Here is a 26,270-nt window from a genome sequence, read left to right as displayed (position 1 = left end):
ATTAGGTTATTGCTCAACAAACTCGGCCATAAAATCCAAGGTCGCCTGATGGCTTACCTCAGCGCGGTGCTCGGCCCATAATTTACCGACCTTTTCGCTATTAAACTTTTGGCTATCTACCAATACTCGGCTTTTAAGCTCGCCAATATAATCGGTGGTAGCACATTTAGTGAATACGGTTTGGTGGGTAATAATATCCATAAACGGCCCAGACTTACTGGTGGGCATAATAAACAGTAACTGCAAGCCCAGCGCTTCGGTTAAATAGCGAATAACCTCGCGCGAGCGATGCTCGTCCATTTTAGAGAAAGCCTCGTCGACCAGCACCATGCGCAAGTGCGTGTCTCCTTCGGTAAATCTAAACGCCGAGGTAATGGCCGCAGCGCGGATAATATAAGCCGGTGTTTCTAGCTGCCCGCCAGAGCCGGTACCATAACGGGATAAGGCAATAGGCTCTTTGCCTTCGGGCTGCTTGTAAATTTCATAGCGCCGGTAGTGGCGGTAATCGGTAATACGGGCAAGCTCTCGTTCGGCACGCTCGCGATCGTCATCTAATAGCATGGCCATCAAATGGTCGCGTACTTTACGGTGTTTAGCGCTCAGCTGGTCTGAAAACAATCCCTCGCTCTCTTCCATACCGGGGTTGTGCATAACCGCTTTAAAAAACTGCCAGTAATCGTGATACTCGGCCACCCAATCCCAGCCAAAGTAAAAGCGCTCGCGATCGGCACCAAAGCGATGTTGCTCTAACTCTTTATTTAGCACCTCCAGGCTGCGGCCGCCCTCCTCTACTGCCTGATAGATGGAATGGCACAAATGGCTGACAAAGGTATGGTTAAAACTGGCTCGCAAACGCGACAACTCATCACTTTTGTTGGCCAGAATATTGTTATTTAACTTATTGTGTAAGCTGTCTAGCTGGCCGCGCGTGGCACACACCAAGTTAAAGTTGGCAACGTCTTGATTAAAGTCGGGCTCAAAGGCAATGGCATCACTACCGGCATCGCGGTTGTACTCGAGCACCAAGCGCTGCAAGCGGTTAAGTAATGCCAACAACTCACTATCCAGCGCTTCGTGCTCATTACGATAGCGCGCCGCCGCATCGATAGACAGCTCACTGTCAATCCGTTCAAGCGTCAGTTCAACATCAAAGCTGGGCCACTTTCCCGCGTGCTGACGCAGGTTGTGCTCGCACTGTTCGGCAACTTCTTGCAGTTGTTCTTGGCGCTCGGAGCGTGTTTTTATATCGCCCGACAGTTGTTTTAAACGCTGCTCGATACCACCTTGGGTACGATCCAGATCGGCCACCTCGCTGTGCAATTTAAGCTCATCGGCACGCAACTGTTGCAGCTTGTCTTCTAAGTCGGAAAACTCGGTTAAATCCAGCTCGGCGAGCGTTTGTTCCAGCTCGGCAATACGTTGTTGTTGCGCCGCAAGCTCGGTAAGCGCGTTGCCGTAGGGCGTAGGTGCCAGCTGTTTAACCGCATCGGCCAACTGTTTTAATTCGGCCAGCTGATCTGATGTAGCGCGCCACTCGGCGTTTAAATTAACCAGCGCCTCACGTTTTGCCAGTAGCGCCCGCTCCCGTGCACTTTGACCAAAAACCAAATCGGCGTCGGCCATATCGCAGCGAAACATCGCGTAATTACCCGACGCCATGCCATCGGCAGTAAGGCCTCGGCGAGTGTTGCGCAACTGCTCGGCGTCGTCTACGCAACGTACCGACTCATAGCTGGCCCGCAGGTAGGCTTCGGCGGTTGCGTGACTAAAGCTCATTAAGGCAACAATAGAGTCGGTATTAGGCTCGGTTTTGTTGACATCTTCGCGCGCTTTGTTGCCTTGAATCACTCGGGCGCGGCCTTCGCTTTTAGGTAATTGACGCACCAGCTTGATCGCGCGGGCTTCGTAATCAGGGTTGACCAAAATACCAAACCGAGCGCCGCCTATGTAACCTTCTATGGCGCTTTGCCACGCGGGCTCTAATATCTCTACGTGATCGCACAAGACACGAGCGTCGGCATCGGGGTATTGTTGGTTAATCGCTTTTAACGCGCTCGATACATAGCGCGGGTAACGCACTTGCGCACTTTGTAACGCATCTACCTCGGCCTGTAGCTGCTCTAACTTTTGTTTGTTGCGCTGCGCCTCACGGGTGCGGTTAAACAGCAACTCGCTAATGCGCTCGGCCAATACACCTTCGCGTCCCAACGGCTCTAATACTTTGTCGCTAAGTGTTTGCAGTGTTTGCGCCGCTTTAACTTGCTGCTCTAATGGTGCGCTGTCTATCCAGTCGTGATTTAGCAGCCTTGGCAGCTCTATCAAATTGTCCGTCAGTTCAATAATCGTGCGTATGTCGGCGATGCGATCTTTCTCGCCTAATTGTGGAATCTCTAGCACCAGTGAACTGCGTTGCGTAAGGCGCACTAAGGTATCCAGCCCGCGAGCGTTACGTTTTAATTGTTGATCGGCCTCGCCGAGATGCCCTGCAAGCTCGGCTAATTGCCGCTGACCGGTAGTTATCTCGCGCTCCAGCGTGTCTTTATCGCGCAGCGCCGCTACGCCCTGCCGGCGACCTTCCAGCTCAATGCTGTGCTGCCTGACTTCTTCGCGCCGGGTTTGTAACTGGATTCGTTTCGTCTCACACTGGCCAAGCTCTGTGCGCTGCAGCTGTTGCTCATCTTTTGCTTTAACGTAATCGCGCTGCGCGTAAAGATAACTGGCACGCGCCGCTTGATAAGCAAGCTGCTGTTGCTGTAGCCACGTATCGACAAACAAATCGGCCGACTGCCGTGCCGTGCCAATTAAACCGATGCGCTCACGCAACGATTTGGCATCGGCTTCCATGGCGTGAATGCGTTTTAGCATGCTGGACACGTCGCCAATGGCGCGACCAAGATCGCGCGCCTCAAGAATTTCACTCGAGACAAATTGATCGATACTGGATACCGGCTTATACGCCATAAAACGCGAGAAGGCCTGAGCGGCACGGCGCGCCTCACGGTCGGACACCGCATCGGGCTTGCCCCGTAAAGCACCGTACAGCCGAGCCAAGTAAGCGCCCTTGCGCTCATAGCGCTCGACTTTGTCGGCGCCAAAACTTTGTCGCAAACGAGTGTAGGCAACATCCAACGGCAGTACACGCAATTCATCGCCATCGGCTTTTTCCAGCTCAGACAAACTAAAGCTGGCAGTGTTGATAATAAAAAATTCAATATCTCGCTGTCGTGCAACCGCTTGATTACCGGCGCGATCAAGCAGTGCTCGCACACCGATTAGCGCGACAAAAGGTGTACCGCTCTCGCCGGGGGTTGGATGAAACAAGCCAGCTAAATAACCATCAGCGCCTTCGGGGCGAGCATAACTGCCATCATCACAGCCCAACACATACGAGGCCAGAGTGCGCACGGTTTTGCCGCCGCGCCCGCGCTGAGTACTCTCGTCTTGGCCTGGGTTAAAATGAAACAAGCCGTCGTGAGCGGCGGTCATTAAGGTTTGAATCGCATCGGCGGCGGTAGTTTTACCCGAGCCATTGCCGCCAGAGAACAAATTAATTTTGTCAAAGCTAAGGCGGCGGTTGGGAATATTGCCCCAATTAACGTAAAAAAATTCTCGTAAAAACACCGTTAATCCTCACTCGGGCTAGCGTCGGCTGACGCATCTGGGGTTAACACGTCAGAGTCAGGCTCGGTTGGCACTTTGGATTCTATCGAGTCAGATGTCACTTGCAGCAATTGATCAATCACGCTGTCTGACACATAGTTAATAATCAGCGGGCGAACACGCAGCCAAGGCTCGGCTTGTTCGTCATCACTGTTGTAATCGATTAAACGCAATTGTTTAAGACCGCGCAGTAACTTGCGTCTTTCTACTACGGGTTCTGGTAAGTCGCGACCTAATAAATTTTTAAGGCTTAGCACTACCGATTCCATAGGTACCAGCACCGAGCCACCGTCTTCTACCTGCCCTTCTCTTAACGCTTTGTCATATTCAATACGCAACACCAGCGCTAATGCGATCTCGTGTTGACTAAGCTTGCTGCGCATACCGGTGTAAGGTAGATCGTCGCCCTCGATTCCGGGAAAATCGGCACCCGGCGGCAGTACGCGGACAAACTCGTGACGTGAATCGTGTTGCAAGCGAATGCCCGACAAAGCTAAATAATCATGCAATGCAACCTCAAGCCGGACAAAACGGTCGTACAGCTCTTGCTCTATTTGGCTCTCGTTGCGGCACAGTACTCCGTAATCGAGCAGGCGCATAACAAGTTCGCGCCATGCCTCGAAGCTAACGTTGGCACTTTCGAGTGCTTTACTGAGTTCGCCCAAAAATAGGTTATCGCTCACGCGGACTCCGTAGTGTGATGCAATTTAATTTCAAAGATATCTCGCTCGATTAAATAATCGTCGTCTTGTTGCTCTAACCGGCCTAATTCAGTGACGCTAAAATGGTAATCACTATCAAGGTTGTCGGCCGATGCTACTTCAATAACGTGACACAACTTAAGTAAATCGTGGGCGCTGTTTACCGGCAAAAAGCGGGAGTTAACCACTCCAGTATCCAACAGTGCTTTATGCACGTAATCGCGTAACTGCCCGCCCTGAAAAGCAAACGCCTGGTCAAGCACCTGCTGAACATAGTGCTCTTTACGGGCGGCTTGATCTAAGCTTGGCGGCTTAGCAACGCGGCTTAATACAGTTTGGTTGGGGCGTCTTTGGCGCAGCTGATTTTGCCCAGGGTCGACACAGCGCAACTGACAGTTTTGCAAGGCCGGCTGCAGAGCATTTAGCGCATTGTTTTGCAGCTTGGGGTGTGTGCGTAAATCTCGGCAGACATTGATTAACGCATCGGATTGGCCATTATTAAGATAGCTGAGTTGCCGCATAATAGTTTCGGCGCGCCGGGTAAAACTATTAAGCGCCCCGCGCAATTGTGGCAACATGGTATCGCAGGCTTCTCTTAGGCGTCGCTCAATAGCTTCTAGCAAATAATAAAGTACCGAGCGCTGAGTGTTTTCGGCCACCAGCTGGGGCAATACTTGGCGCAGCTCGCGCTCGGCATCGGCCAAAAAGGTTTTTGATTTTTTGGTTTTAATGCTGTGAATTAACCCGGCAATGGCATCGCGGTGTTTTTCTACGCTATCGGCCGACAGTCTAATGGCCAAGTCGGGCATAAAGCGCTTTTCCATAAAATCAAAAAACTGATCGGATGCGCGATGAATCAACTGCTCGTTTTCCATCTCGCGCACCAGCTCGCGGCGCTGGTCGGCCAGTTCGGCAATAATGTCAGAAAAATCGCTAATAATACGCTCTGAGTAATCGTAAGCGTCGAGCAAATCACTGTACTCCCCCCGGTCGGCAAAAGCTTGTAAGCTGTTGCGCGCATTGCGGGTATTGCGATGCCGAGTATGCAGACGCAGTTTTCCGGCATCTAACAATGGCTGAGTAAATAAGCGACCAGTACGGGTAAACGCGTAATGACTGGTTAGCGTGGCACTGTCGACCTGACACTCTAGCCAGCCAAACTCTAATAATTTATTAAGAATAAAACCGGCCAATTCTCGCTGATTTTTAAAGCGTCCTTCGCCGTCACGATCGTCATCATCAAACACCACCGGATTACGGGCAATCGCCTCCATAAATACGGCCACAATATTGTGGCGATCAAGCAAACTTTGGTAATCGTGTAAGTCGGTATAAAGCTTTTGATACAGTAATCGCAGACACTCAACCACAACCTCGCGATACTTACCGGTTAGCGGGTTAAAAAAGTGTGTTTGAGAGTCGCGGAAGAACATAGCGTTATTGATACACGCAGTGCTGAGCAAACAGGCGTGCGTCTTGGTCGGTCCAGCGATCATCTGGCAGCAACATTAATTGTTCGCACCAAGGCTCTGAGCCTGGGGTAGCCTCAAGACTAGGAACATCTTGGCCCGTCGCATCGGTAGTTTGCCGCTGGGGAACCATCAAAAAAGGGTCGTTTGACGCACCGGTTTCTGGGGCTGGCGCTGGTGCCGGCGTGGTACTTAAAACATAAAGCCCAACCGCAATAGTAACAAGGCCTATCATGATAGAAAGCAGTGAAATAATTAACGATTTAGACATGCGCTTCATCCAGCCATTGGGCAATTTGCTCGGCGTAATAAGTAATAATTAAGTTGGCGCCTGCGCGTTTAAAAGACAGCATGGTCTCTAGCACAATAGCTTTTTCATCAATCACGCCGGCGGCAGCACCGGCTTTTATCATGGCGTATTCACCACTGACATGGTAAACCGCGAGCGGCCGCTCACTGTGATTGGCAATTTGATTAACAATATCCAAGTAAGCCAAGGCAGGTTTGACCATTAATATATCGGCGCCTTCGGCCTCATCTTGCAGCGATTCGGCCAATGCTTCGCGGGCATTGGCAGGATCCATTTGATAGGTATTACGGGTGCCTTTAAAAGTACTGTCTACCGCATCGCGAAACGGGCCATAAAAAGCCGAGGCAAATTTGGTGGAGTAAGACATGATGGGTATATGGGTAAAACCCGCAGCATCGAGTGCTTCGCGCAAGGCGGCTATCATGCCATCTTGCATGCCCGACGGAGCCAACATGTCGACCCCGGCTCGGGCACAAACCAGAGCTTGGCGTTGCAGGTTGACTAAGGTTGCATCGTTATCAACATCGTCTCCACAAACCACACCGCAGTGACCGTGATCGGTGTATTCGCAAAAACAATTATCACTAATAACGGTTATCTCGGGGGCGGCGGCTTTAGCGACTTTAATCATGCGCGCCAACAAGCCATCGTCGGCAAACGTGTCGCTGCCTAGCGCATCTTTGTGTTGCGATACACCAAACAATAAAACCGCTGGAATACCTGCACTGGCAGCGCGCTGTACGACGCCGGCCAATTGCGACTCAGGGTAACGCACCACGCCGGGCATGCTGGCAATGGTAACCGGCTCGGTTATGCCTTCTTCGACAAATATTGGCAAGATAAAATCAGCACAGCTGAGCTCAGTCTCGCGCACCATACGGCGTAAATTATTGGTGCGACGTAAACGACGAAAACGGAAATTTGGTGCTTGCATCATGTTCAGCTAACCTTAAAAATATGATCGATGATGGTATCGAGGGTCTGTGTCGGTTGGGTAATTACTGCCTGCTAGTGTTAATTACCAAGCGAACTTTCGCGACTCCACTGGCACTGTACATTCATATCGCCCGAGCCTGGAGTGTGATAATTACGGTTACTTTCCCAAGTAAAAGTGTGCGAACCACACAACTCGGTCTCTAGGTGAACGGTGGCCGATACCCAGTACATTTTGCTCAGCAAGGCCTCAAACTGTTCGATCCATTGGCTCCACTCGTACTCTACGGCTTTGTATGAGGCACCAAAGTGCATAACCTCGGTTTGGTAGTTACGGGTTAACCCACCCAGTTCCGGAATGGCAAACATTTCCTGACACAAAAAAGGCCAGCTATCGGCACGCGGTAACGTCAGCATCGCATCGCGATTAGCACGTAGCCGATCAGCATAGCCAACACCTTGGATGCTGTCTTTAATACAACCGTAGACAATCGATTCTTGATCCATAATGTCTATCCAATGATGCGCGAATGCACGCTATTTGGTGCCGGTATGTTTACTTGACCAAGTATTATCAGCACTTAGTCTGAGTTATTGTTAGTGGCAGCGTGCTCTGCCAACAAGGCTTGCATGTCCGCCTCGTTGAGCACTTTTACACCCAGCGCCTCGGCTTTAGTAAGCTTAGAGCCGGCCCCAGGGCCTGCGACAATAAAACTGGTTTTTTTAGACACACTACCGGCAACTTTTGCGCCTAACGCCCGCAGTTTTTCGCCGGCTTGATCGCGGCTCATACTTTCCAGAGTACCCGTAATTACCACGGTTTGCTCTGCGAGCGGTTGCGGCTTATCGCTTGCGCTGATTTCTTGCTCGGGCCAGTGTACACCCAGCTCGCGCAAGCGATTAACAATATCTATATTTTCCTGTGCAATAAAAAAGTCGCGAATAAAATGCGCCACAACCGGGCCGACATCGTCAACTTGCTGCAAAACTTCCTCATCAGCCTGCGCCAATGCATCTAGCTGGCCAAAGTGGCCCGCTAAATTACGGGCAGTAGCTTCGCCTACTTCACGAATACCCAACGCATAAATAAAACGCGCCAAGCTGGTTTGTTTGCTGGCATTTAAGGCGGCCAAGACATTGTCGGCCGATTTTTCACCCATGCGAGGGAGCTCTGCCAGCTGCTCGCGAGTTAACGTGAATAAATCGGCCACGGTGGTAATCAGCGATTTATCGACTAACTGTTCAACTAGTTTGTCGCCTAAGCCATCGACATCTAATGCTTTGCGCGAGACAAAATGACAGATAGCCTCTTTGCGTTGCGCGGGACAAATTAACCCACCCTCACAGCGAATAGCAGCTTCGCCCGGCACCTCGGTGGCGGGCGAGCCGCAGGCGGGACATTGCGCTGGGAAAATAATTTCGGCAGCATCGACTGGCCGACGATCTTTTACCACGGCGACGATTTGTGGAATCACATCTCCAGCGCGGCGCACAATAACGGTATCGCCAACACGCACATCCAGTCGCGCGATCTCGTCACGATTGTGCAGCGTTGCATTGGATACAGTTACCCCGCCGACAAAAACGGGAGCTAAGCGCGCCACCGGGGTTATTGAGCCGGTGCGTCCAACCTGAAACTCGACCGCCTCGAGTGTGGTGAGCTCTTCTTGTGCTGGAAACTTATACGCGATGGCCCAACGCGGTGCGCGCGAGACAAACCCCAGCTCTTCCTGCTGGTTAATATTATTAACTTTAAACACAACCCCATCGATATCGTAATCTAGGCTGTCGCGCGCATCTCCCAGGCGCTGGTGGTAGGCAATGCACTGCGCTATAGAGCTGGCCACTTGGAGTTGATCGTTAGGAGCAAAGCCCCAACGCTTTAAGCTCAACAAAATATCGGTATGTTTTGCCGGCAACGCCTGCCCTTCGTGTATACCTACGCTATAAGCACACAGCTGTAATGGACGCTTGGCGGTGATACGCGAGTCCAATTGCCGCAGGCTGCCGGCGGCCGCGTTGCGCGGATTTACAAATATCTTTTCATCGGCGGCGCGCGCTGCATCGTTCAGTGCGGCAAAACCGGCTTTAGGCATAAATATCTCGCCGCGCACTTCAAGCCGCTGCGGATAATCATCGCCATATAGTTTTAGTGGTACGGTTTTAATGGTACGCACATTGGCCGTGATATCTTCGCCATTTAGGCCATCACCGCGGGTTAATGCCCTCACCAACAAGCCATCTTCATACAATAAACTAATCGCTATACCATCAAGCTTTGGCTCGCAGGCATACTCAATGTCACCGGCGTGCTCTAGACGATCTTTTAAACGTTTATCAAAGGCGATTAAATCGTCATCGGCAAAGGCGTTATCGAGCGACAGCATGGGTTTTTCATGGGCGACCGTTTTAAAAGCGGCAAGCGGCATAGCGCCGACACGCTGAGTGGGTGAGTCTGGGGTAATTAAACTGGGCTGCTCAGATTCAATCGCTTTAAGCTGATTAAATAAGCGATCGTACTCGGCATCCGGAACGCTCGGATCATCGAGTACATAATACTGGTAATTAAACCGATTGATCTCGTCACGCAACCAATTAATATCGGCAATGACCGAGTCGGAGCTTTTTGGGGCCAAAGTTAACTCACCTGATTAAAATGGTTATCGGGGGGTGATTCGAAGTTGCCGTTAGGCTGTGTAATCCGAACTAACTACCAGCCCGAGATAAACGTTTGCGCTCGTAATCGGCAATACGCTGACGGCAATGCTCCATAGTTTGGCGGGTCATGACACTGCGGTTTTCGTCTTTCAGCTCGCCGCCCAGCTCAGCGGTAAGTGCCTGGGCTACATCACGCATCAGATCAAATGATTTTAAACTGTCAGGGCGCATTGGCAGCGTCATAAACAAGCTTACCCCAGGGGTGTAAAAACTGGCCATATTCTCTAAGTCGAACACACCGGGTTTTACCATATTAGCCAAGCTAAACAGCACTGGGCCCTCGCCTGTTTCGTGGGCATGGCGATGAAATATATTCATGTCCCCAAAACGCATACCGCTTTGCAGCAATACATCAAGTAATGCGGCCCCTGAAAAATTATGCCCTTCTGGGGCCATAACATTAATAATAATAACTTCGTCGGGCTGCTCTGAGCCAAGATCAGAATCGTCATGATCACTTAAGCTCGGCTCGTCGCCAATATCAGCGTGTACATCTTCATCTTGATAGTTATCTTGGTGGCTTGAGCCATCCAGCTCACCAAAGTTAGGTTCAACTCGGGTGTCTTGCAGCTCGTCCCCAGCCGGTTGAGATGCACTGCTAGAATCATCATCTACCGATTCCATTAGCATCGGTACCGACTCATCTAAATTTAAAGTCACTTGCTGAGGAATACTGTGTTTTACTCGAACCGATGAAGGCCTTGCATCATCCCCATCTGTATCGCGTTCACCTCGTGGGGCGATACGTGCGCCGCCATTGGGCAATTCGCTGGTAAAAGGTTCATCAAATGATTCCGCCGTATTTGCAGTATCAAAACGTTTTACTCGCTTTGATACTCGAATAGCATCACGCCGCGATGTACGCATACGGCGCCAGCCATCCAGTAAGATGCCGACGATCAATAAAACGACAATAATCGTTAACCAGGTTTCCATATTATCTATCCACTTAAATTCGACTCAGTGACATTCGCCCTGCCCTAAATGGCGGCAAGCTCGGCAGCTTCTTCTACATCGACGGTAACCAAACGTGAAACGCCAGGCTCGTGCATAGTGACACCAAGCAACTGATGCGCCATTTCCATGGCGATTTTGTTGTGGGTGATGTAGATAAACTGTACGTGCTCTGACATTTCTTCAACCATGCGGGCATAACGACCCACGTTGGCATCATCCAGCGGCGCATCAACTTCATCCAACATACAAAACGGGGCCGGATTAAGTCGGAAAATCGAGAACACTAAGGCGATAGCCGTCAGTGCTTTTTCGCCACCGCTAAGCAGGTGAATGGTGCTGTTACGTTTGCCCGGTGGCCGCGCCATAATAGCAATACCGGTGTCGAGCATATCTTCACCGGTTAATTCTAGATAGGCATGGCCGCCGCCAAACACTTTAGGGAAAAGCTCTTGTAGGCTTGTGTTAACTTTATCAAATGTTTCTTTAAAACGAGTGCGGGTTTCGCGATCGATTTTTTTAATGGCATTTTCTAATGTTTCAAGTGCTTCCATTAAATCTTCGTGTTGCGTGTCTAAATAATTTTTACGCTCGGACTCGGTTTTATATTCGTCGATTGCCGCAAGGTTAATGGCTCCTAAGCGACTAATACGGGCCGCTAACTGTTCAAGCTCGGCCTCCAGCGGCCCTCGCTCTGCATCGTCAGCCAAGTTGTCCAGCAGTGTTTGTAAGTCAAAACTGTCTTCGGCCAATTGCTCGGCCAAACCTTTGCGTTGCACCTCAAACGTTTGCGCGGCTAAACGCTCTTGCTCTAAGTGGCTGCGTACAGCTTGAACTTCTTGATCGGCTTTGTTGCGTGACTGTTCGGCTTCGCGCAGCTCGTGTTCAACAGCTTCTAACGAGCGACGAGACTCTGTAAGCTCTTGCTCGACAGTAATACGCTTGGCCAGCGCAGACTCTAACTCCATTTTATTTTCTTCGGCCGGGTCGCGATTTTCACTCAGTGACTCGGCCAGCAATTCGCGCCGCTCGTTAAGCGTTTCGGCTTGCTCATGTAAACGGGCAATACTCAGTTTAATGCTGTCAATTTGAGTATTAAGCGATGCGGCGCGCATTTGTAATTCGTGCGCTTTGTCTTTATCGTGCCGCGCTTTTTGCCGCGCGCCATCGAGTTTTGCCCGAATCGCATCGCGTCGTGCCAGCAGCGCTTCGCGCTCATCGGTGTCTTGCTCCATGGCGCCAATGGCGTCACTTAAAATAACGCGAGCCTCGGCTAATTGCTCAACCTCTTGATCCATTTGCTCGCGAGCTTCGCGCACTTCGGCCTCAAGCCGAGTTTTGCGCATCCCAAGCTGTTCAATTTGCACCTGCTTGGCGCTAACGTTCGAGCGCAGCTCGCCGTGCTTGGCATTATGGCTATCAAGTTCACGTCGATTGTTTTCGCGTTCGCCTTCAAGGTTTTTAATTTGCTCGCGATTTTCCGCCGCTGAGCTGGCCAATTGCTCAGCCGCAGCTTCGGCTTCGATAATCGCAGCATCAAGATCTTCGATCTCTTGGCGACGGGCAATAACCCCTGCGCTGGCATCGGTGTCGCGCGCAACTTTTAGCCAGTGCGGGCTGAGCCAGACGCCATCACGAGTTACCACCGACTCGGCCGCGCCTAGTGAGTCGCGCATTGCGAGTGCCGCGCTAAGATCATCAGCCACATAAATGCCGCTTAGCAAACCGGCGACATCCCAGCTGGCCGATACATGGCTTGCTAAGGTGGTATGGGTATCACCGCTGGCGGCGGTTTTTGCTTTGCGGTCAAGCAGTACCAGCTCGCCCTGGGCAAGCTCGGCAATAAATTCGGCGGTGCCATCAATACCATCGACACAAACAGCTTGCAGGGTATTACCCAACACGGTCTCAAGGGCGGTATCCCAGCCGTCACTTACCTGAACGTCTTCGGCCAAGCGCGGTGCAGAACTTAGGCCACGCGCTTCAAGCCAACCGGTAACGGCTTTATTTTTTTCGCCCAGCGCGGCTTGTTGCAAGGCATCCAGCGAGGCGTGCCGGCCGCGCATGCTTTGCAGTTCGCTACGCTTAGCGTCTAGCTCTTCACTAAAGCGTTGGCCATCACTGCGCAACAGTTCGAGCTTATCGGCATAGCCCTCTACTCGCTCGCGTTGCTCGTCCATCAGCATTTCAAGCTCGGCCAGTTGTTCGCGCAACTGCTCGATCTCACTGTCATCGACACTGTTATCGGCTAGGCCACGTTTTTCTTCGTTGAGCTTTTCAACACGCATTAACAAGCGCTGCTGCACTTGCTCTAGATGCTGAATACGAGATTGCTGAACTTCGGCTCGTTGACGCGGGGCGGCGGCGCGTAGGTTAAAGTCGTCCCACTCACTCTGCCAGGCTTGCATTTGTTCTTCGGCTTCGGCCAGGATGTCACCCGATGACTCTTCGGCGGCTTGCACCAGCTCTAGCTCAGGCTCAATCTCCAGTAGCTCTTCTTGCCACTGCTCGGCTTTTTCGGTGTCGGTACGCAAACGATCCTGAGCTTCGCTATTTTCCCGCTCGGTGCGCTCAATATCGGTTTGCAGCTGTCGGTTGCGCTCTTCGGCGTGCTTAATGCTTTGTTCGATGCGCGCGATATCGGCGCCAATAGCGTAGAAACGCCCCTGCACTTCGTTAAATGTATCGCTTAACTCGGCCTGCTGGGTACGGCATTTCTCGATGGTGGTGTCTTTGTTGACCTGCTCGGTCACAAACGATTCCATGCGCAGCTCTAGCTCGCGAATCGCCTGCTGTTTACCGCCGGCCTGCCGATCTAAATCACGGTATTTAATGGCTTGCACTTGGGCTTTAAGCTCACGCTCTAGCTTTTTATACTCGGTATATTTCTCGGCGGCCTGCGCCTGGCGCTCTAGGCGCGACAGTTGGCGCTCTAGCTCGTCGCGGATATCGGTTAAACGCTCAAGGTTCTCGGTGGTGCGGCGCATACGGTTTTCGGTATCGCGACGACGCTCTTTGTACTTAGAGATGCCGGCCGCTTCTTCTATGTAGACTCGCAGCTCTTCGGGTTTCGCTTCGATCAGGCGCGAGATCATGCCTTGCTCAATAATTGCGTAGCTGCGCGGCCCAAGACCGGTGCCTAGAAAGATATCGGTAATATCACGACGGCGGCATTTGGTGCCATTTAGGTAGTAATTGTTTTGCGCATCACGGCTGACTTTACGTTTGATCGAGATTTCGCTAAAAGCCGCGTACTCACCCAGCAATGTGCCATCACTGTTGTCAAACACCAACTCGATAGAGGCCTGCCCTACGGGTTTACGCCCACCGGAGCCGTTAAAAATAACGTCGGTCATCGACTCGCCGCGCAGGTTTTTAGCAGATGACTCCCCCATCACCCAGCGCACGGCATCGATAATGTTGGATTTTCCGCAGCCATTGGGGCCTACAACGGCGCCAAGGTTACTCGGGAAGTTGACGGTTGTCGGGTCGACGAATGATTTAAAACCCGCCAATTTAATACATTTTAACCGCATAGGTCCTTATCACTCGTTATCTTCGCTCGGGGCGAGTATTGGCAGCGTTGCAAAACTTATTGAATGGGCAAGCCCGCCCACTGGCGCTCGGACCCATAGCGAGCCGAATTTTAACGGAGAATTCTACACATTTGCCCCAGTCTTTACACCTTTCGCGCTAGCAAAACCGTAAAGTTTTTAAGCTTTGCAAAAGCTCCAAGCTCGCAGCAGCACACCACTGACTAAAGTTTAGTCAGTTGGCGCAGTTATCACTCTAGCTAAACGCATTTATAGCTGAGTATCAATTTGAATATTTAGCGGCTCGGGCAGCGCATCAATTTGCAACGGTCCGAGCAAGCCCTGTAAATCTCCGGGCGCGGCACTCACCTGCCCCCCTAGCGACACCCTTGCGACTATCTCGATTTGTTTTGTCGCAAACAAACGGTCAACGCTTGTCATGGCCATTGTTTCATCCAAGATAATAGTCGCTGGAAATTGAGGGGCTGGCAGGCGTTTAACCACAAGGGGCATGGGGCTGCCTTGGTATTCGCGCGCGTACAAAAACAGCGTGGCACCTGCTGGCAGCTCAAGCTCGGGAGCAAGAGACAGTGTGATTGGAACGGACCATTCTACGGCAGAGCTCGATGTCTGTTCGGCTTTCGTAACCTTGGGCAACTGACCGCGCTGCTGCGCTTGGGCGTGGGCGCGAGCCACTCCAGCCAATAGCGCTTGGCGTCCAGGCGTCCCTTCGGGGGTGGCATTAACAGCGGTGCCCCAGAAGCGTGCGGCATCGGCAAAATTTTGTTGCTCAAAGGCGATAATGCCGGCAAGACCCAGTGCTGTGGTATCTTTTGCATCGACCTCTAAGGCGCGACCAACAAGAAACTCGATTTCATCGTTTATCTGATTGCCATTATTTAAAAAGATCGCCTGCGCCAGAGCCGAAGCATTGCCAGAATCGACCGGTGCGCGATTAAACACTTCACGGAAACCTCGCTCGGCGGCATTAAAATCACCCACTTGACTGCCGTAACGACCAAGCAAATACCAGTATTGGGTATTCTCCGGCTGGTTTAGCAGACGCGTCTCGATCGCTTTAATAAGCTCACGGGTGGGGGCGGCATCGGGTGTATCACCCGAGCGCAACGCTTGTATATTGTCGCGCTCAACTTGCTGCTGCATCTGGGAGAACAAAACATCGGCACTAGAGCCGCGAGCGATATACAGCCAACCCGAGGCGATAACCAATGCCAGCAAGCCCACCAATAAAATGCTGCCGCCGCGACGGTTTAGCGCGCGCTCGGCATCCACACTCTGGTCAGCTAAAAAATTGCGCTGTAACTCGGCAACTAACCGATCGTGCTGAGCTTGGTCGATACGCTGTAGCTGTAATTCGTTATCCAACTCTGCCGCATGCTCACGATACAGAGCCAAATTTTCATCGTTGCGCTGGTCTCCCGCTTGAACCGCAGCCCCATCTATACCGGTAATACGTTTGGCCCGCCAAACCGGCCAAATAAAGACACCCACGACAAACAGCAATAACACGGCCGTGGCTAGCATAAATTCACTCATTGGGTTGCTCCTGGGGGCTGCTGCCGGCATTGGTTGCTTTGCTATCTATCAAGCGCTGCAGCTGCGCTTGTTCGAGCGGGTCCAGCGGTTGCTCTAGCTGCTCTGCACGACGGCGGCGCACCAGTAAAATAATACTGATAATGGCAATAATCAGCAGTACAAACGGCGTCACCCACAAAGCAAAGGTGGCGCCAGTAAGAGGCGGCCGGTACAAAATATAATCACCGTAGCGAGCAACCATGTTATCGGTAATCTCTTTATCGCTGCGACCATCTTGAATTTGCTCGTAAATATCACGGCGTAAATCTTGCGCAATCATTGCATCTGAGCCGGCAAGGTTTTGGCTCTGGCAGGTCGGGCAGCGCAACTCTTCTGTAAAAGCCTTAAAACGCGCCTCATCGACCTTATTATCAAACTGGTATATAGCTTCTGCAGAGCATACAGAAGTAAAAAATATCAGTAAGAGAATCAACAATTTGTGCATCTTTAACGCCCTTATTTAAGTTTTGGCAAGTATACCCACCCGCCGCATTGGATGCGAGTTAGCGCCCCTGTATAGCGCGCACTTTTCATACTGAAGAAAAAATTAGAACAATTTAAAAAAAGAGTTTGACACTTATCGGGAATCCAGTAGAATGCGCAGCTTCTGAACGCGGGGGTGGTTAGCTCAGCTGGGAGAGCATCGCCCTTACAAGGCGAGGGTCACAGGTTCGATCCCTGTACCACCCACCATTTACACGTTTACACCGGGTTTAGTTTTGCGGACCGGTAGTTCAGTTGGTTAGAATGCCGGCCTGTCACGCCGGAGGTCGCGGGTTCGAGTCCCGTCCGGTCCGCCACTATTTTAAAAGGCTCCTCACTGAGGGGTCTTTTTTTATGCCTGTTAAATAGGCCTATGTTCGCGGACGGGACGATGAACCCGCGAAGCGGTGTTCGACCAATTCGCCCGGAGCGAATTGGTACAGCTCGCAGAGCTGCCCGAAGGGCGAAGGCCAAGGATGGCCTGAGTATTTCCCGTCCGGTCCGCCACTATTTTAAAAGGCTCCTCACTGAGGGGCCTTTTTTATGTCCGAAACATAAGTAAAACTAATAACCGGCAAGACGCAAAGCTGCAGTAATGCTTACACATAAATGAGCTAATCACCCCTACCGTTTAATTTGCACTGAGCGACTGATATAAAGGTTTGAGAGTCTCTTGCCATACTCGCTCATCGACCACTCCGATATGGCGATAACGCACAATGCCTTGGCGATCGATGACATAGGTTTCGGGTGCCCCAGTAACGCCCAGATCCAACCCCAACCGGCCCTCTTTATCGAACAAGCTGTACTGGTAAGGGTTATGTAATTCTTTTAACCATTTTTGTGCGGGCGCTCTTTCATCGCGATAATTAATACCAATTATTTTCACGCCCTCTTGCTTGGCGAGCCGCACAAGATATGGATGCTCGGCTTTACAGGCAAAACACCAAGTCGCCCATATATTCAGCAATGCCACTTCGCCTTTTAGATCATCGCTGCGTATTATTTTTGTGTCATCTTCAAGCATCGGCAACTCAAACTCGGGCACCGGATTGCCAACAAGTGCAGACGGCATTGAGTTTGGATCGAGAGATAAACCGACATAAAACAGTGGCAACAAAATAAGCAGTGCAATCAATGGCACAAATAATTTAAGCCGTCCCATTACACGGCCCCCTTCTGAGTCATGGATGACACACCCACCTGAGGGGCGGCCGCACGTTTGCGGTAACGCTTATCGATAATGGCCAGAAAGCCACCCGCGGCCATCATTAAAGCGGCCAACCAAATCCAACGTACAAATGCTTTGTAATGCACGCGCATCGCCCAACTGTCGGCATCAATTTTATCGCCCATAGCGATATACACATCGCGAGTAAAACCGGGATCAATAGCAACCTCTGTCATAATCTGGCCACCTGCCAGATAGCGCCGTTTTTGCGGCTGTAAAACGCGCAACACCCGATCCTCTTTTTTCATGGTAACGGTCGCTTGATCGGCCAAATAGTTGGGGCCTCGAATTTCATCGAGCCGCTCTAAAGTAAATTGATAACCTGCAACCTCAACCGGCTTGCCCACATCCATTCTTAGTTTTTGTTCATCACTGTAATGGCTGGTAAAACAAACCCCAAACACCGCAAGTGCGATACCTAAGTGCGCAATCACCATACCGTAGTAACTAAGGCTAAGTTGCTTTAGACCTTTGGCTCGGCCATTTTTATTGGCACTTTTTAACCAAAGATCTTTTAGTGTGGTTAATGTTACCCAACTACCTAAAAAAGTGGCCAGCGCCATGCCAAGCGTCAAGTCACCTAGCAACCACGGCACCACTAAAGCCAATACCAGTGATAGCGTCAATGGCGCCATCACCGTACGACGAACGGGCCCCACCTCCGTACGCTTCCAGCGGCTCGAAGGTGCGATGCCCATTAGCAGGCAAATAAGAACCATAAAAGGTAAAAAAGTTAAATTAAAATAAGGGGCACCGACCGAATATTTTCCCAACTTAAGAGCGTCGGCCACCAAGGGAAACAAGGTGCCAAACAGCACCGTAAGCATGCTAACCACTAACAGTGCGTTGTTGGCCAGCAACAAGGTTTCACGGGATAAAAGCGTAAAGCCTGGCGCACTTTTAACCACTGGTGCTCGCACTGCAAACAACAACAATGAGCCGCCGACAACCACGGCCAAAAAGACCAGTATAAACAGGCCTCGCTCTGGATCATTGGCGAAGGCGTGTACGGATGTCAGTACACCAGAGCGCACCAGAAAAGTCCCCAGCAAACTTAAAGAGAAGGTAAATATGGCCAGCAGAATAGTCCAGCTTTTAAATAGCCCGCGCTTTTCGGTAACGGCTAGCGAATGGATTAATGCGGTACCCACAAGCCACGGCATAAAAGCGGCGTTTTCTACCGGATCCCAAAACCACCAGCCGCCCCAGCCAAGCTCGTAATATGCCCACCAGCTACCCAGCGCCAGACCAATCGTTAAAAAAGCCCACGCGGTTGTCGCCCAAGGGCGTGACCAACGAGCCCAAGCGCTATCGAGCTTACCGGTTAGCAGTGCGGCAATGGCAAAAGCAAACACCACACTAAAACCTACATAGCCCATGTACAGCAACGGCGGATGAAAAATAAGTCCGGGGTCTTGCAAGAGCGGGTTTAAGTCACTGCCCTCCAACGCCGCTAAAGGCAAAATGCGATCAAACGGGTTTGATGTGAACAAAATAAACATCAAGAAGCCGGTCGCGATAAACCCCATTACGGCCAGCACTCTAGACTGCAAATCAATGGGCAGCGCTTTACTAAAAAGAGTGATTGCAAAGGTCCAGCCAGACAGCATCAATATCCACAACAACAACGAGCCTTCGTGACCACCCCATACCGCACTTACCTTGTAGTAAACCGGCATTAAACTATTGGAGTGATTGGCAACGTAAGCGACCGAAAAGTCATCGTGGATAAAAGCCCAGCTTAAACAGCCAAATGCCACAGCAATTAGAACAAACTGCCCGCTCGCCAGTGAGCGAGCCGAGAGCATTAACGGCAATGAACGAAGCTGCGCCCCCAATAACGGCAAGACAAATAACGCGGCGCTAACGAGTAACGCCAAGATCAAGACTAGGTGACCAAGCTCAGGAACCATAAGACATCTCCGCGCATGTTGCTTCGTGTTTTTCGCCGTTATTCATGGCTTCGGCAACCTCGGGTGGCATATAGGTTTCATCGTGCTTCGCCAATACTTGGTCTGCGTAAAAAATATTGTCATCGTGCCACTGGCCGTTGACCACGGCAGCTTCGCCTTCGGCAAATAGGTCGGGCAAAATACCATCGTAATTCACCTCCAATGATCCCTCGGGGTCAACCAGCGTAAAAACCACTTGCAGGGAATCCTCACTACGCACAACCGTACCCGGACTAACACAGCCGCCGGCACGCAGGCGCACATTGCGTGGCACCTCGTTAGCACTAAAAGCTTTGGGCGGGTAAAACAAGTTAATGTTTTGGCGCAGAGCATACACCAGCAAGCCAATGGCAACGCTGGATAAAATCACGATAGCGATGACCACAATCAGTCGCTGTTTTCTAGCTGGATGCATAATATATTCCGGTTAGTGACTGCTGGCGCGAGCTTGTTGATGCCGTTGTTGTTGCATTTTTTGCATGGCTTGTTGGTGTTTAATTCGGCTTAACTGTGCTTTAGCGGTAACAATGGGGTAAACCAATAGCAGCGCTAAAATAAGCAATGCAATGGCCGCGCATGACCAAACGTAAACCCCGTGCCCACCCATATACATAAAATCGGCCAGCGATGAAAATCTAAACTCGATCATAATCCATCACCTGCTTTATTAGATTTACCCTGCCCTTGCGCCAACTCTAGCACCCAGCTGGTGCGGGCCTCTCGCACTAAAATTTCTCGGCGTGTATATAAAATAAGTGCCAACGTGTAAAAACAATAATAAGCCAAGATACACACTAAAAGTGGGTACAACATACTGGAGTGAATCGTCGAGCCGCCTGTCAACTTGATGCTGGCAGGCTGATGTAAGCTGTACCACCAATCGACGGATTTATAAATAATGGGAACATTGATAGTGCCGACTAAAGCCAAAATTGCGCAGGCTTTATCGGCGGCGTCGCGGCTTGGGTAAACCTCGGCCAGCACGACGATTCCCGCGTATAAGAACAGCAGCACCAACATAAAAATATTGCGTGCATCCCACTCCCAAAAGGTTCCCCAGGTGGGGTGTCCCCAAAGCGAACCGGTGGCGAGCGTTAAGATGGTGAGCGCGGCGCCAATGGGGGCGGCGGACTTCATTACCATAAACGGCAGCTTCATCTTCCAAATTAGCCCAACCGCACCGGCGATAGCCATAATGTAATAACCGGCCAAAGCCAACGCCGCTGCAGGCATATGAATAAAAATAATACGGTAGCTATCGCCCTGCTTGCTGTCTATGGGGGCAAAGCCAAGCCCCCAACCGATACCCACAAGCATTAATGCGATACTTAACGGCGCAAACCACACCAGCCAGCGACTGGATTTTTCGTAAAACCAGCGGGGCGAACCAAGTCGATGAAACCATTGCCAAGCCAAGTGTCTACCTCATTATTTATAATTAGTGGTTGGACGATATTCTTAGCGCACCGGCTGCCGCCACGGGCATTACCAGTAACGCCATTGCTAGCGCCGCGCCCAGCAGTGCAAGACCTTGTGCAGCGCCAAACCCGGCCACTGATGAGCTGACCGTATTAGAGCCAATAATCAGCACCGGTAAATACAGCGGCATAACAATCAGCGTTAACACTAAGGCACTGCTGCGCAAACAAACAGTCAGTGCCGCGCCCATGGCTCCGATTAAGCTCATAATCGCGGTGCCAATGATCAATGACAACACCAGCGGCCAATAACCCCCAGCTGGCAGTGACAACATTACCCCCAATACCGGGGCAATTAGCGCCAAAGGCAAGCCGGTGGTCAACCAGTGAACGATAACTTTGGCCAGCACCGTAAGATATAACGGCTGAGGAGACAAGATAAATTGAGTTAAGCTGCCATCGTCGTAATCTTGCCTAAAAAGACTATCCAGCGATAACAGCGTGGCCAATAGCGCCATTATCCATATCATCCCTGGGGCAATAACCGCCAATAGCTTGTCAGACGGGTCGACCCCCAGCGGTAACAAGGTGATACTGATTAAGAAAAACACTAAGGGGCTGGCAATATCACTGCGATTGCGCCACACAGAGGTTAAATCACGACGCAATATGGCTTTAAAGCCTGTGCCAACTTGATAACCGTCATGACCGATAGGCATTAAATGGCCTCCTCTGACGGCTGCTCTGAGAGCTGAAAGGCGGACAAATCTAAAGTTGTAAATTCGGCCATCGCCAAAGGCTGATGAGAGGTAAACAATACTACCCCGCCATTAGTAGCATGGCGCGCCATAGCGGCTTCTAGCTTTAACACCCCCGATTTATCAATTGCGGTAAATGGCTCGTCCAGTATCCACAAGGCGGCGCGGCTTAGGTACAGCTGTGCCAGCAACACGCGGCGTTTTTGTCCCGCCGATAGTGCGTAACAGGGAGAGTCTTCAAAACCGGCTAAATCGACTTCGACAAGCGCCGCTGCAATAGCCGCCTCGGTTGCCGGGGTATTAAGGGCTCCCAACCATAGCAGGTTTTCGCGCACACTCAGCTGTGGTTTAACAGGTACTTGATGCCCCAAATACAGTAGATCTTGGTAAAAAGCTTGACGCTGCTGGGCAATGGGACGCCCGCGCCATCGTACATCGCCACAGGCAGCAGGCAGCAACCCGGCAACGGTGTGCAGCAATGTGGTTTTACCGGCACCATTAAAACCAACAATTTGCAGTAAAGTGCCTGGCGGACAGCTATAGTGAACGCCACTAAATAACGTGCGACTATCGCGCTCGCAACTCAGGTTATTCAGTGTTAATAGTGGCTCACTCACATTTCAATCCAATGTCCGAGTACAACGACCAGTATGGCTGACGCTCAAACTTTTAAGCCCGCGGCCGACACAGTCTGTATACAGTGGCGCCGATTATATAGGCGTTGGCGGCAAATGTTTACCCAAAGCCACGGAATAGTCGCTAAGCTGTCCTTTATTAGCTATGGAACCTCTATATGCCTGTTGATATATCGAGCCTTTATACCGCTGCCGGTGGCCTAAAGCGCCCCGCCGCAGGCGCGCCAGCCAGCAATAGCAATGCATTGCCGCTAGCGTTGGGCGAGCGAGCACAGGCACAAGTATTAAAAAGCACCCCGTTAAATGCTGCACTAAGCGCCAAATTGTTAACCGGAGGCAACAATAACGCCGCCAGTAATACTCCAATAGCAGCACCGGCCTCCAACACGAGCGCGCCCGCTAACGCCGAAAGCGCCCGCACAGCCTTGTTAAACACCTATCGCGGCGCCGTGGCCCGCAACGAAATGCACCTAGCGGCGCTGTTAATTAAAGGTAAAAGTGTCACCACCGTTATTGATAAACCGTTAGTCAAAGGCCAATTGATAGAGGTTTACCTCACACCGGATCGTCGTTTGACGGCATTAAATACAAAATTTAATATCCCCAATGTTGGCGACAGCATCTCCCCCAAAACTGCCGCTTTACTTGCAGCATTAAAACCCGTACTGCGCGAACTAATGCCGCGCCAAGGCCAGCAAGACTTACTCTCGCAACTGCGACGTCTGCCCACCGCCCCCACCAGTGTGACCCAAGCCGGGGCCGATAAAAGCCTGACAAAGCTGTTAAGCCAGATAGACCAGCTGGCGCTCAACTTAAATGCCCCGCCCTCTGGAAAAGCTGTTCGTGAAGCACTTGAGCAAAGCGGCACATTACTTGAACCTAGGCTTGCCCGTGCCGTGCAGAGCACCACTCCAGATACCGCAGTTAGAGACGTGTTGGCGCGAGACCTAAAAGCCGCATTACTACAATATTTAGCCCCCACGAAATCTGCGGCGGGCGCAGCAAACCCGCAAACTAGCGCAAGCGCTAACGCTCAAACGGCAAGCCCGCCACTGGCGGGTGAAATGGCCCTGCCCTCGCTGATGCAAATGCTGAGTAATCATAGCGTCAGCAACGGTGGTGAATCTCTGCGCATGCTGCAAACCCAATTAGTGCTGCTGATGCACCAGCTAAGCCTTAACACTCTAGCTCGGGTGCGACTGAACCAACTGCAACCAGAGAGCAAGTCGACCCGCAGCGCCGAAGCCAGCACAGCACCGGTACATTTAACGTTTGATATTCCGGTAAGACTCGATAGCCATTTGTATCCCGCCCATATAGAAATAGAAGAGCAAACCGAGACCGAACAAACCTCTGACGAGAACACCGAGCGCAGCAAGCTTTGGCAAGTTAATTTAACTCTAGATCCACCGGGAATCGGCGAGTTTTTTGTGCGTCTGCGCCTACGCAACGAGCAATTAAGTTTAGCTTTTTGGTCAGAGCAGGCACAGACTTTAAGCAAAGCACAGCAAGCATTTACCGGCATACGCAACACCTTAGCCCGCCATGATATCGAAGTGCGCGATGTACAGTACCATCAGGGTGTGCCACCGCACAAAGGCAACAAGCTAAGCTACCACTTAGTCGACGTAAAAACTTGATGCACAACGAGGCGGGAGCCACTAATGAGTGATGAATTTACCGATGCCGAGCTGCAAAAAGCCGTAGCGCTTTATTACGACGGCAACAGCGCGCCCATTATTAGCGCCACCGGCACGGGTGACGTTGCGCGACAAATTATTGATATTGCCGAACAAAACGATGTCCCCCTGTGTGATAACGCCACCTTGGTAGATTTTTTAGTCACGCTGGAGTTAGGCGATGCAATTCCTGAGAAACTCTATTTAGCCATCGCCCATATTATTGCCTTTGCTTACGACTTGCGCGGTCTGACCCCCGACGATGTGGTACAAAAACCCTCTATTTAAATTCTTGCTGGCAACAATTATCCAATGCCCGTATAAAGCAAAGCCCCGCTAACGGCCAATTCTGTTATTCTAGCCGCATCATTGTTCAAGGAGCTACCGATGTCCGAAGACCCGCTAAAAACGCTGTCCGACCAAGCCAGCGAAGCCCACGCAAAAATTCAGCTGGCACATCAACATATCAACCCAGTAATCGCAATACGTCGCGGACTGCGCGACAGCGGTATTCCGGCAGATGTTATGACGATTGATTGCCTGCGCACTCGCCGGCGCATCATGTTGGTTTTGCATGATGGTGAATCCGGCACACTTCTCTATCAGTTTATAGGTCTTGACGAGAGTCCAGGCGATGATTTCCAGCGCAAGGCACTACCAGAAGTAAGCACCGAAACACTGTTTAACTGGATGCAAGATTATTTTTCTGACGAGATTCAAGACAAACAAAGCAGCAAGCTGCAGTGAGTCGGTTTGATTTGTAACAACACGACCGTCTTGGCTCTAAATGGCAAGCCCGGCATTTATATAAAAATTATTTAAGTGCTTTAAACATGGCAATGGTAGTTGCGCGAGATTCTTTTAAATCCACCATGGGTGCGGGGTAATTTTCTACGCTGCCAGCGGGGTTGTGGATTTTCTTTCCGATTACGCTCTTTAATTCAGGGACAAAACGACGAATAAAATCTCCATCAGCATCAAAGCGTTCGGATTGGGATTGGGGGTTCATGATCCGAAAATAAGGCGCGGCATCGGTGCCGGTCGAGGCACTCCACTGCCAACCGCCATTGTTAGAGCAAAAATCGGCATCAATTAGTTGCTCCATAAAATAACGCTCGCCCATACGCCAATCTATGCGTAAGTTTTTGGTTAAAAACATGGCGCTCACCATGCGCAGACGGTTGTGCATCCAGCCGGTTTGGTTGAGCTGACGCATGGCGGCATCGACAATGGGAATCCCGGTCTGACCTTCGCACCAACGCTTAAAATCATCTTGGTTACGGCTCCAAGCAAAACCTTCTGTGTACACTTGCATCGGCCTGTGGCGGCTTAGTGCAGGAAAGGCGGCAATGATGTGCATATAAAAATCACGCCAAATTAATTCACCTATCCAGCATGCAGCTCCCTCATCCTCGCTCCACAACCCCTGGCTTGCATCGCGGCCCGCTATGACACATTGTTTGGGCGAGAGCACGCCGATAGCAAGGTACGGCGATAATCCAGAGGTGCCAATCAATGCCGGGTAATCTCGAGCGTGACGATAATTACTCATACTATTACGACAAAATTCAGCCAATGTTTTGGCCGCCGCCTGCTCTCCCACCGGCCATAGCTCTGACATAGATAATGCCGCAGCTTCGATTCCGCACTGGGCGAATGCGCCCTGCAGCATTGCTTGACCAGGTGATTGAGGCGCGAGCGAGTTGTTTGGTTTATTGCTGAGAGCTATTGGCGAATCGTAAAGGTTAAATTCGAAGTTCATCACCTGCGAGCGCCACGCGCGGGCAAACGGCGAATAAACTTTATAAGGTGTGCCTTGCTGGGTGGTCAACATGCCCGGCGGCACCAACGCCCGATCGTGATAACGTTTGCTGACAACCCCAATAGCATCTAACGCGGCGATCACCGCTTTGTCACGCAAGAGTTCGTTAACGGGGTATTCGGCGTTAAACACCAATTTGGTGACATTTTGCGCTGCGCATAACTTTTTAATTGCGGCGGGAATATCGGCGGCGCGCTGCACCCGCAAAACATGAAAGGCTAGCCCTGCCTGCTCAAACGCTTGCTGTAATAAGCACAAATGCTGATAAATAAACCACAGCTGACGCGAGTTGATTGGGTGCTGGGTAATAAATTGCTCGCACAATACGTAGCAACCGAACAGCTCTCCCTCGGCGGCTTGCCAACCGTGATGCAGCGCTGGATTATCGGTTAAACGCAGGTCAGATCGAAACCACATT

Annotated in this window: 22 protein-coding genes and 2 tRNA genes; 5 read left to right on the top strand and 19 right to left on the bottom strand. The window is 51.2% G+C overall.

Annotation, left to right across the window (positions count from 1 at the left end):
* Positions 1 to 6 precede the first annotated feature (6 nt).
* The 11 genes from GILYN3_RS04425 to GILYN3_RS04375 form a co-directional block, all read right to left on the bottom strand.
* Positions 7 to 3,621, bottom strand: coding sequence for an ATP-binding protein (locus GILYN3_RS04425; RefSeq protein ID WP_049721726.1), 3,615 nt, complete (start codon positions 3,619 to 3,621; stop codon positions 7 to 9).
* Positions 3,622 to 3,623: 2 nt separating this feature from the next.
* A complete protein-coding gene (locus GILYN3_RS04420) occupies positions 3,624 to 4,343 on the bottom strand; it encodes a DUF4194 domain-containing protein (RefSeq protein ID WP_049721725.1) in 720 nt (239 codons plus the stop codon).
* A complete protein-coding gene (locus GILYN3_RS04415; protein ID WP_157484853.1) occupies positions 4,340 to 5,824 on the bottom strand; it encodes a Wadjet anti-phage system protein JetA family protein in 1,485 nt (494 codons plus the stop codon). Before GILYN3_RS04415 ends, GILYN3_RS04420 begins: the two co-directional genes overlap by 4 nt.
* The gene (locus tag GILYN3_RS04410; protein ID WP_049721723.1) at positions 5,799 to 6,101 is read right to left on the bottom strand and encodes a DUF3012 domain-containing protein; all 303 of its coding nucleotides are present in this window, start codon (positions 6,099 to 6,101) and stop codon (positions 5,799 to 5,801) included. Before GILYN3_RS04410 ends, GILYN3_RS04415 begins: the two co-directional genes overlap by 26 nt.
* Entirely contained in the window at positions 6,094 to 7,077 is a 984-nt protein-coding gene (hemB, locus tag GILYN3_RS04405; protein WP_198147280.1) for a porphobilinogen synthase, read from the bottom strand. Before hemB ends, GILYN3_RS04410 begins: the two co-directional genes overlap by 8 nt.
* Positions 7,078 to 7,154: 77 nt before the next feature.
* Positions 7,155 to 7,580, bottom strand: coding sequence for a hypothetical protein (locus GILYN3_RS04400; RefSeq protein WP_049721722.1), 426 nt, complete (start codon positions 7,578 to 7,580; stop codon positions 7,155 to 7,157).
* 74 nt (positions 7,581 to 7,654) lie between these two features.
* The gene (gene ligA, locus GILYN3_RS04395; protein WP_049721721.1) at positions 7,655 to 9,709 is read right to left on the bottom strand and encodes an NAD-dependent DNA ligase LigA; all 2,055 of its coding nucleotides are present in this window, start codon (positions 9,707 to 9,709) and stop codon (positions 7,655 to 7,657) included.
* Positions 9,710 to 9,779: 70 nt separating this feature from the next.
* Positions 9,780 to 10,727 carry a cell division protein ZipA gene (gene zipA, locus GILYN3_RS04390; RefSeq protein ID WP_049721720.1) on the bottom strand — a complete coding sequence of 316 codons (948 nt, stop codon included), beginning with the start codon at positions 10,725 to 10,727 and terminating at the stop codon, positions 9,780 to 9,782.
* A gap of 44 nt (positions 10,728 to 10,771) precedes the next feature.
* Positions 10,772 to 14,281: a chromosome segregation protein SMC gene (gene smc / locus GILYN3_RS04385; protein WP_049721719.1), complete on the bottom strand. Its 3,510-nt coding sequence runs from the start codon at positions 14,279 to 14,281 to the stop codon at positions 10,772 to 10,774.
* 267 nt (positions 14,282 to 14,548) lie between these two features.
* Positions 14,549 to 15,835, bottom strand: coding sequence for a c-type cytochrome biogenesis protein CcmI (gene ccmI, locus GILYN3_RS04380; RefSeq protein ID WP_049721718.1), 1,287 nt, complete (start codon positions 15,833 to 15,835; stop codon positions 14,549 to 14,551).
* Complete coding sequence (locus tag GILYN3_RS04375; RefSeq protein ID WP_049721717.1) at positions 15,828 to 16,319, bottom strand: cytochrome c-type biogenesis protein; 492 nt, start codon at positions 16,317 to 16,319, stop codon at positions 15,828 to 15,830. The genes ccmI and GILYN3_RS04375 overlap by 8 nt, the downstream gene beginning before the upstream one ends.
* 172 nt (positions 16,320 to 16,491) lie before the next feature.
* Here GILYN3_RS04375 and GILYN3_RS04370 point away from each other — a divergent pair.
* Together GILYN3_RS04370 and GILYN3_RS04365 are read left to right on the top strand one after the other, a co-directional pair.
* Positions 16,492 to 16,567: transfer RNA gene (locus GILYN3_RS04370), tRNA-Val, on the top strand.
* A 30-nt stretch (positions 16,568 to 16,597) separates the two neighbouring features.
* A tRNA-Asp gene (locus GILYN3_RS04365) sits at positions 16,598 to 16,674 on the top strand.
* A 314-nt stretch (positions 16,675 to 16,988) separates the two neighbouring features.
* On the opposite strand, the gene GILYN3_RS04360 is transcribed toward GILYN3_RS04365, so the two are convergent.
* The 7 genes from GILYN3_RS04360 to ccmA are packed head-to-tail and all read right to left on the bottom strand — an operon-like array spanning position 16,989 to position 22,333.
* Complete coding sequence (locus tag GILYN3_RS04360) at positions 16,989 to 17,522, bottom strand: DsbE family thiol:disulfide interchange protein (RefSeq protein WP_049721716.1); 534 nt, start codon at positions 17,520 to 17,522, stop codon at positions 16,989 to 16,991.
* The gene (locus tag GILYN3_RS04355; protein ID WP_049721715.1) at positions 17,522 to 19,501 is read right to left on the bottom strand and encodes a heme lyase CcmF/NrfE family subunit; all 1,980 of its coding nucleotides are present in this window, start codon (positions 19,499 to 19,501) and stop codon (positions 17,522 to 17,524) included. Before GILYN3_RS04355 ends, GILYN3_RS04360 begins: the two co-directional genes overlap by 1 nt.
* Positions 19,491 to 19,955 carry a cytochrome c maturation protein CcmE gene (locus GILYN3_RS04350; RefSeq protein ID WP_049721714.1) on the bottom strand — a complete coding sequence of 155 codons (465 nt, stop codon included), beginning with the start codon at positions 19,953 to 19,955 and terminating at the stop codon, positions 19,491 to 19,493. The genes GILYN3_RS04355 and GILYN3_RS04350 overlap by 11 nt, the downstream gene beginning before the upstream one ends.
* 12 nt (positions 19,956 to 19,967) lie before the next feature.
* Positions 19,968 to 20,189: a heme exporter protein CcmD gene (ccmD, locus tag GILYN3_RS04345; protein WP_049721713.1), complete on the bottom strand. Its 222-nt coding sequence runs from the start codon at positions 20,187 to 20,189 to the stop codon at positions 19,968 to 19,970.
* On the bottom strand, positions 20,186 to 20,956 hold the full coding sequence (gene ccmC, locus GILYN3_RS04340; protein ID WP_049721712.1) for a heme ABC transporter permease CcmC: 771 nt from the start codon (positions 20,954 to 20,956) through the stop codon (positions 20,186 to 20,188). The genes ccmD and ccmC overlap by 4 nt, the downstream gene beginning before the upstream one ends.
* 22 nt (positions 20,957 to 20,978) lie before the next feature.
* Positions 20,979 to 21,677, bottom strand: a complete 699-nt coding sequence (ccmB, locus tag GILYN3_RS04335) for a heme exporter protein CcmB (protein ID WP_049721711.1) — start codon at positions 21,675 to 21,677, stop codon at positions 20,979 to 20,981.
* Positions 21,677 to 22,333, bottom strand: a complete 657-nt coding sequence (gene ccmA, locus GILYN3_RS04330; RefSeq protein ID WP_049721710.1) for a cytochrome c biogenesis heme-transporting ATPase CcmA — start codon at positions 22,331 to 22,333, stop codon at positions 21,677 to 21,679. The genes ccmB and ccmA overlap by 1 nt, the downstream gene beginning before the upstream one ends.
* Positions 22,334 to 22,509: 176 nt before the next feature.
* Here ccmA and fliK point away from each other — a divergent pair, with 176 nt between their 5' ends.
* The 3 genes from fliK to GILYN3_RS04315 all read left to right on the top strand — a co-directional run bounded on the left by fliK (position 22,510) and on the right by GILYN3_RS04315 (position 24,777).
* A complete protein-coding gene (gene fliK / locus GILYN3_RS04325; protein WP_049721709.1) occupies positions 22,510 to 23,991 on the top strand; it encodes a flagellar hook-length control protein FliK in 1,482 nt (493 codons plus the stop codon).
* A 24-nt stretch (positions 23,992 to 24,015) separates the two neighbouring features.
* Positions 24,016 to 24,318 (top strand): EscU/YscU/HrcU family type III secretion system export apparatus switch protein, encoded by a 303-nt coding sequence (locus tag GILYN3_RS04320; RefSeq protein ID WP_049721708.1) that lies wholly within the window; start codon positions 24,016 to 24,018, stop codon positions 24,316 to 24,318.
* A 99-nt stretch (positions 24,319 to 24,417) separates the two neighbouring features.
* Positions 24,418 to 24,777 (top strand): hypothetical protein, encoded by a 360-nt coding sequence (locus GILYN3_RS04315; protein WP_049721707.1) that lies wholly within the window; start codon positions 24,418 to 24,420, stop codon positions 24,775 to 24,777.
* A 67-nt stretch (positions 24,778 to 24,844) separates the two neighbouring features.
* Here the strand turns inward: GILYN3_RS04315 and GILYN3_RS04310 are convergent, their stop codons facing one another.
* The gene (locus GILYN3_RS04310; RefSeq protein WP_232305504.1) at positions 24,845 to 26,269 is read right to left on the bottom strand and encodes a cryptochrome/photolyase family protein; all 1,425 of its coding nucleotides are present in this window, start codon (positions 26,267 to 26,269) and stop codon (positions 24,845 to 24,847) included.
* Position 26,270 lies beyond the last annotated feature (1 nt).

Origin of the sequence: Gilvimarinus polysaccharolyticus, from assembly GCF_001187555.1 — a bacterium.
GTDB classification, from domain to species: Bacteria; Pseudomonadota; Gammaproteobacteria; order Pseudomonadales; family Cellvibrionaceae; genus Gilvimarinus; species Gilvimarinus polysaccharolyticus.
Note: the sequence above shows the minus strand (reverse complement) of the source record. Positions and strands in the feature narration are given on the sequence as shown.

Coding starts and splice junctions, on each gene's coding strand:
- GILYN3_RS04410 (WP_049721723.1), bottom strand. CDS start 6,101: ATGTCTAAATCGTTAATTATTTCACTGCTTTCTATCATGATAGGCCTT.
- hemB (WP_198147280.1), bottom strand. CDS start 7,077: ATGATGCAAGCACCAAATTTCCGTTTTCGTCGTTTACGTCGCACCAAT.
- GILYN3_RS04400 (WP_049721722.1), bottom strand. CDS start 7,580: ATGGATCAAGAATCGATTGTCTACGGTTGTATTAAAGACAGCATCCAA.
- zipA (WP_049721720.1), bottom strand. CDS start 10,727: ATGGAAACCTGGTTAACGATTATTGTCGTTTTATTGATCGTCGGCATC.
- smc (WP_049721719.1), bottom strand. CDS start 14,281: ATGCGGTTAAAATGTATTAAATTGGCGGGTTTTAAATCATTCGTCGAC.
- ccmI (WP_049721718.1), bottom strand. CDS start 15,835: ATGAGTGAATTTATGCTAGCCACGGCCGTGTTATTGCTGTTTGTCGTG.
- GILYN3_RS04375 (WP_049721717.1), bottom strand. CDS start 16,319: ATGCACAAATTGTTGATTCTCTTACTGATATTTTTTACTTCTGTATGC.
- GILYN3_RS04360 (WP_049721716.1), bottom strand. CDS start 17,522: ATGGGACGGCTTAAATTATTTGTGCCATTGATTGCACTGCTTATTTTG.
- GILYN3_RS04355 (WP_049721715.1), bottom strand. CDS start 19,501: ATGGTTCCTGAGCTTGGTCACCTAGTCTTGATCTTGGCGTTACTCGTT.
- GILYN3_RS04350 (WP_049721714.1), bottom strand. CDS start 19,955: ATGCATCCAGCTAGAAAACAGCGACTGATTGTGGTCATCGCTATCGTG.
- ccmD (WP_049721713.1), bottom strand. CDS start 20,189: ATGATCGAGTTTAGATTTTCATCGCTGGCCGATTTTATGTATATGGGT.
- ccmB (WP_049721711.1), bottom strand. CDS start 21,677: ATGCCTATCGGTCATGACGGTTATCAAGTTGGCACAGGCTTTAAAGCC.
- fliK (WP_049721709.1), top strand. CDS start 22,510: ATGCCTGTTGATATATCGAGCCTTTATACCGCTGCCGGTGGCCTAAAG.
- GILYN3_RS04320 (WP_049721708.1), top strand. CDS start 24,016: ATGAGTGATGAATTTACCGATGCCGAGCTGCAAAAAGCCGTAGCGCTT.
- GILYN3_RS04315 (WP_049721707.1), top strand. CDS start 24,418: ATGTCCGAAGACCCGCTAAAAACGCTGTCCGACCAAGCCAGCGAAGCC.
- GILYN3_RS04310 (WP_232305504.1), bottom strand. CDS start 26,269: ATGTGGTTTCGATCTGACCTGCGTTTAACCGATAATCCAGCGCTGCAT.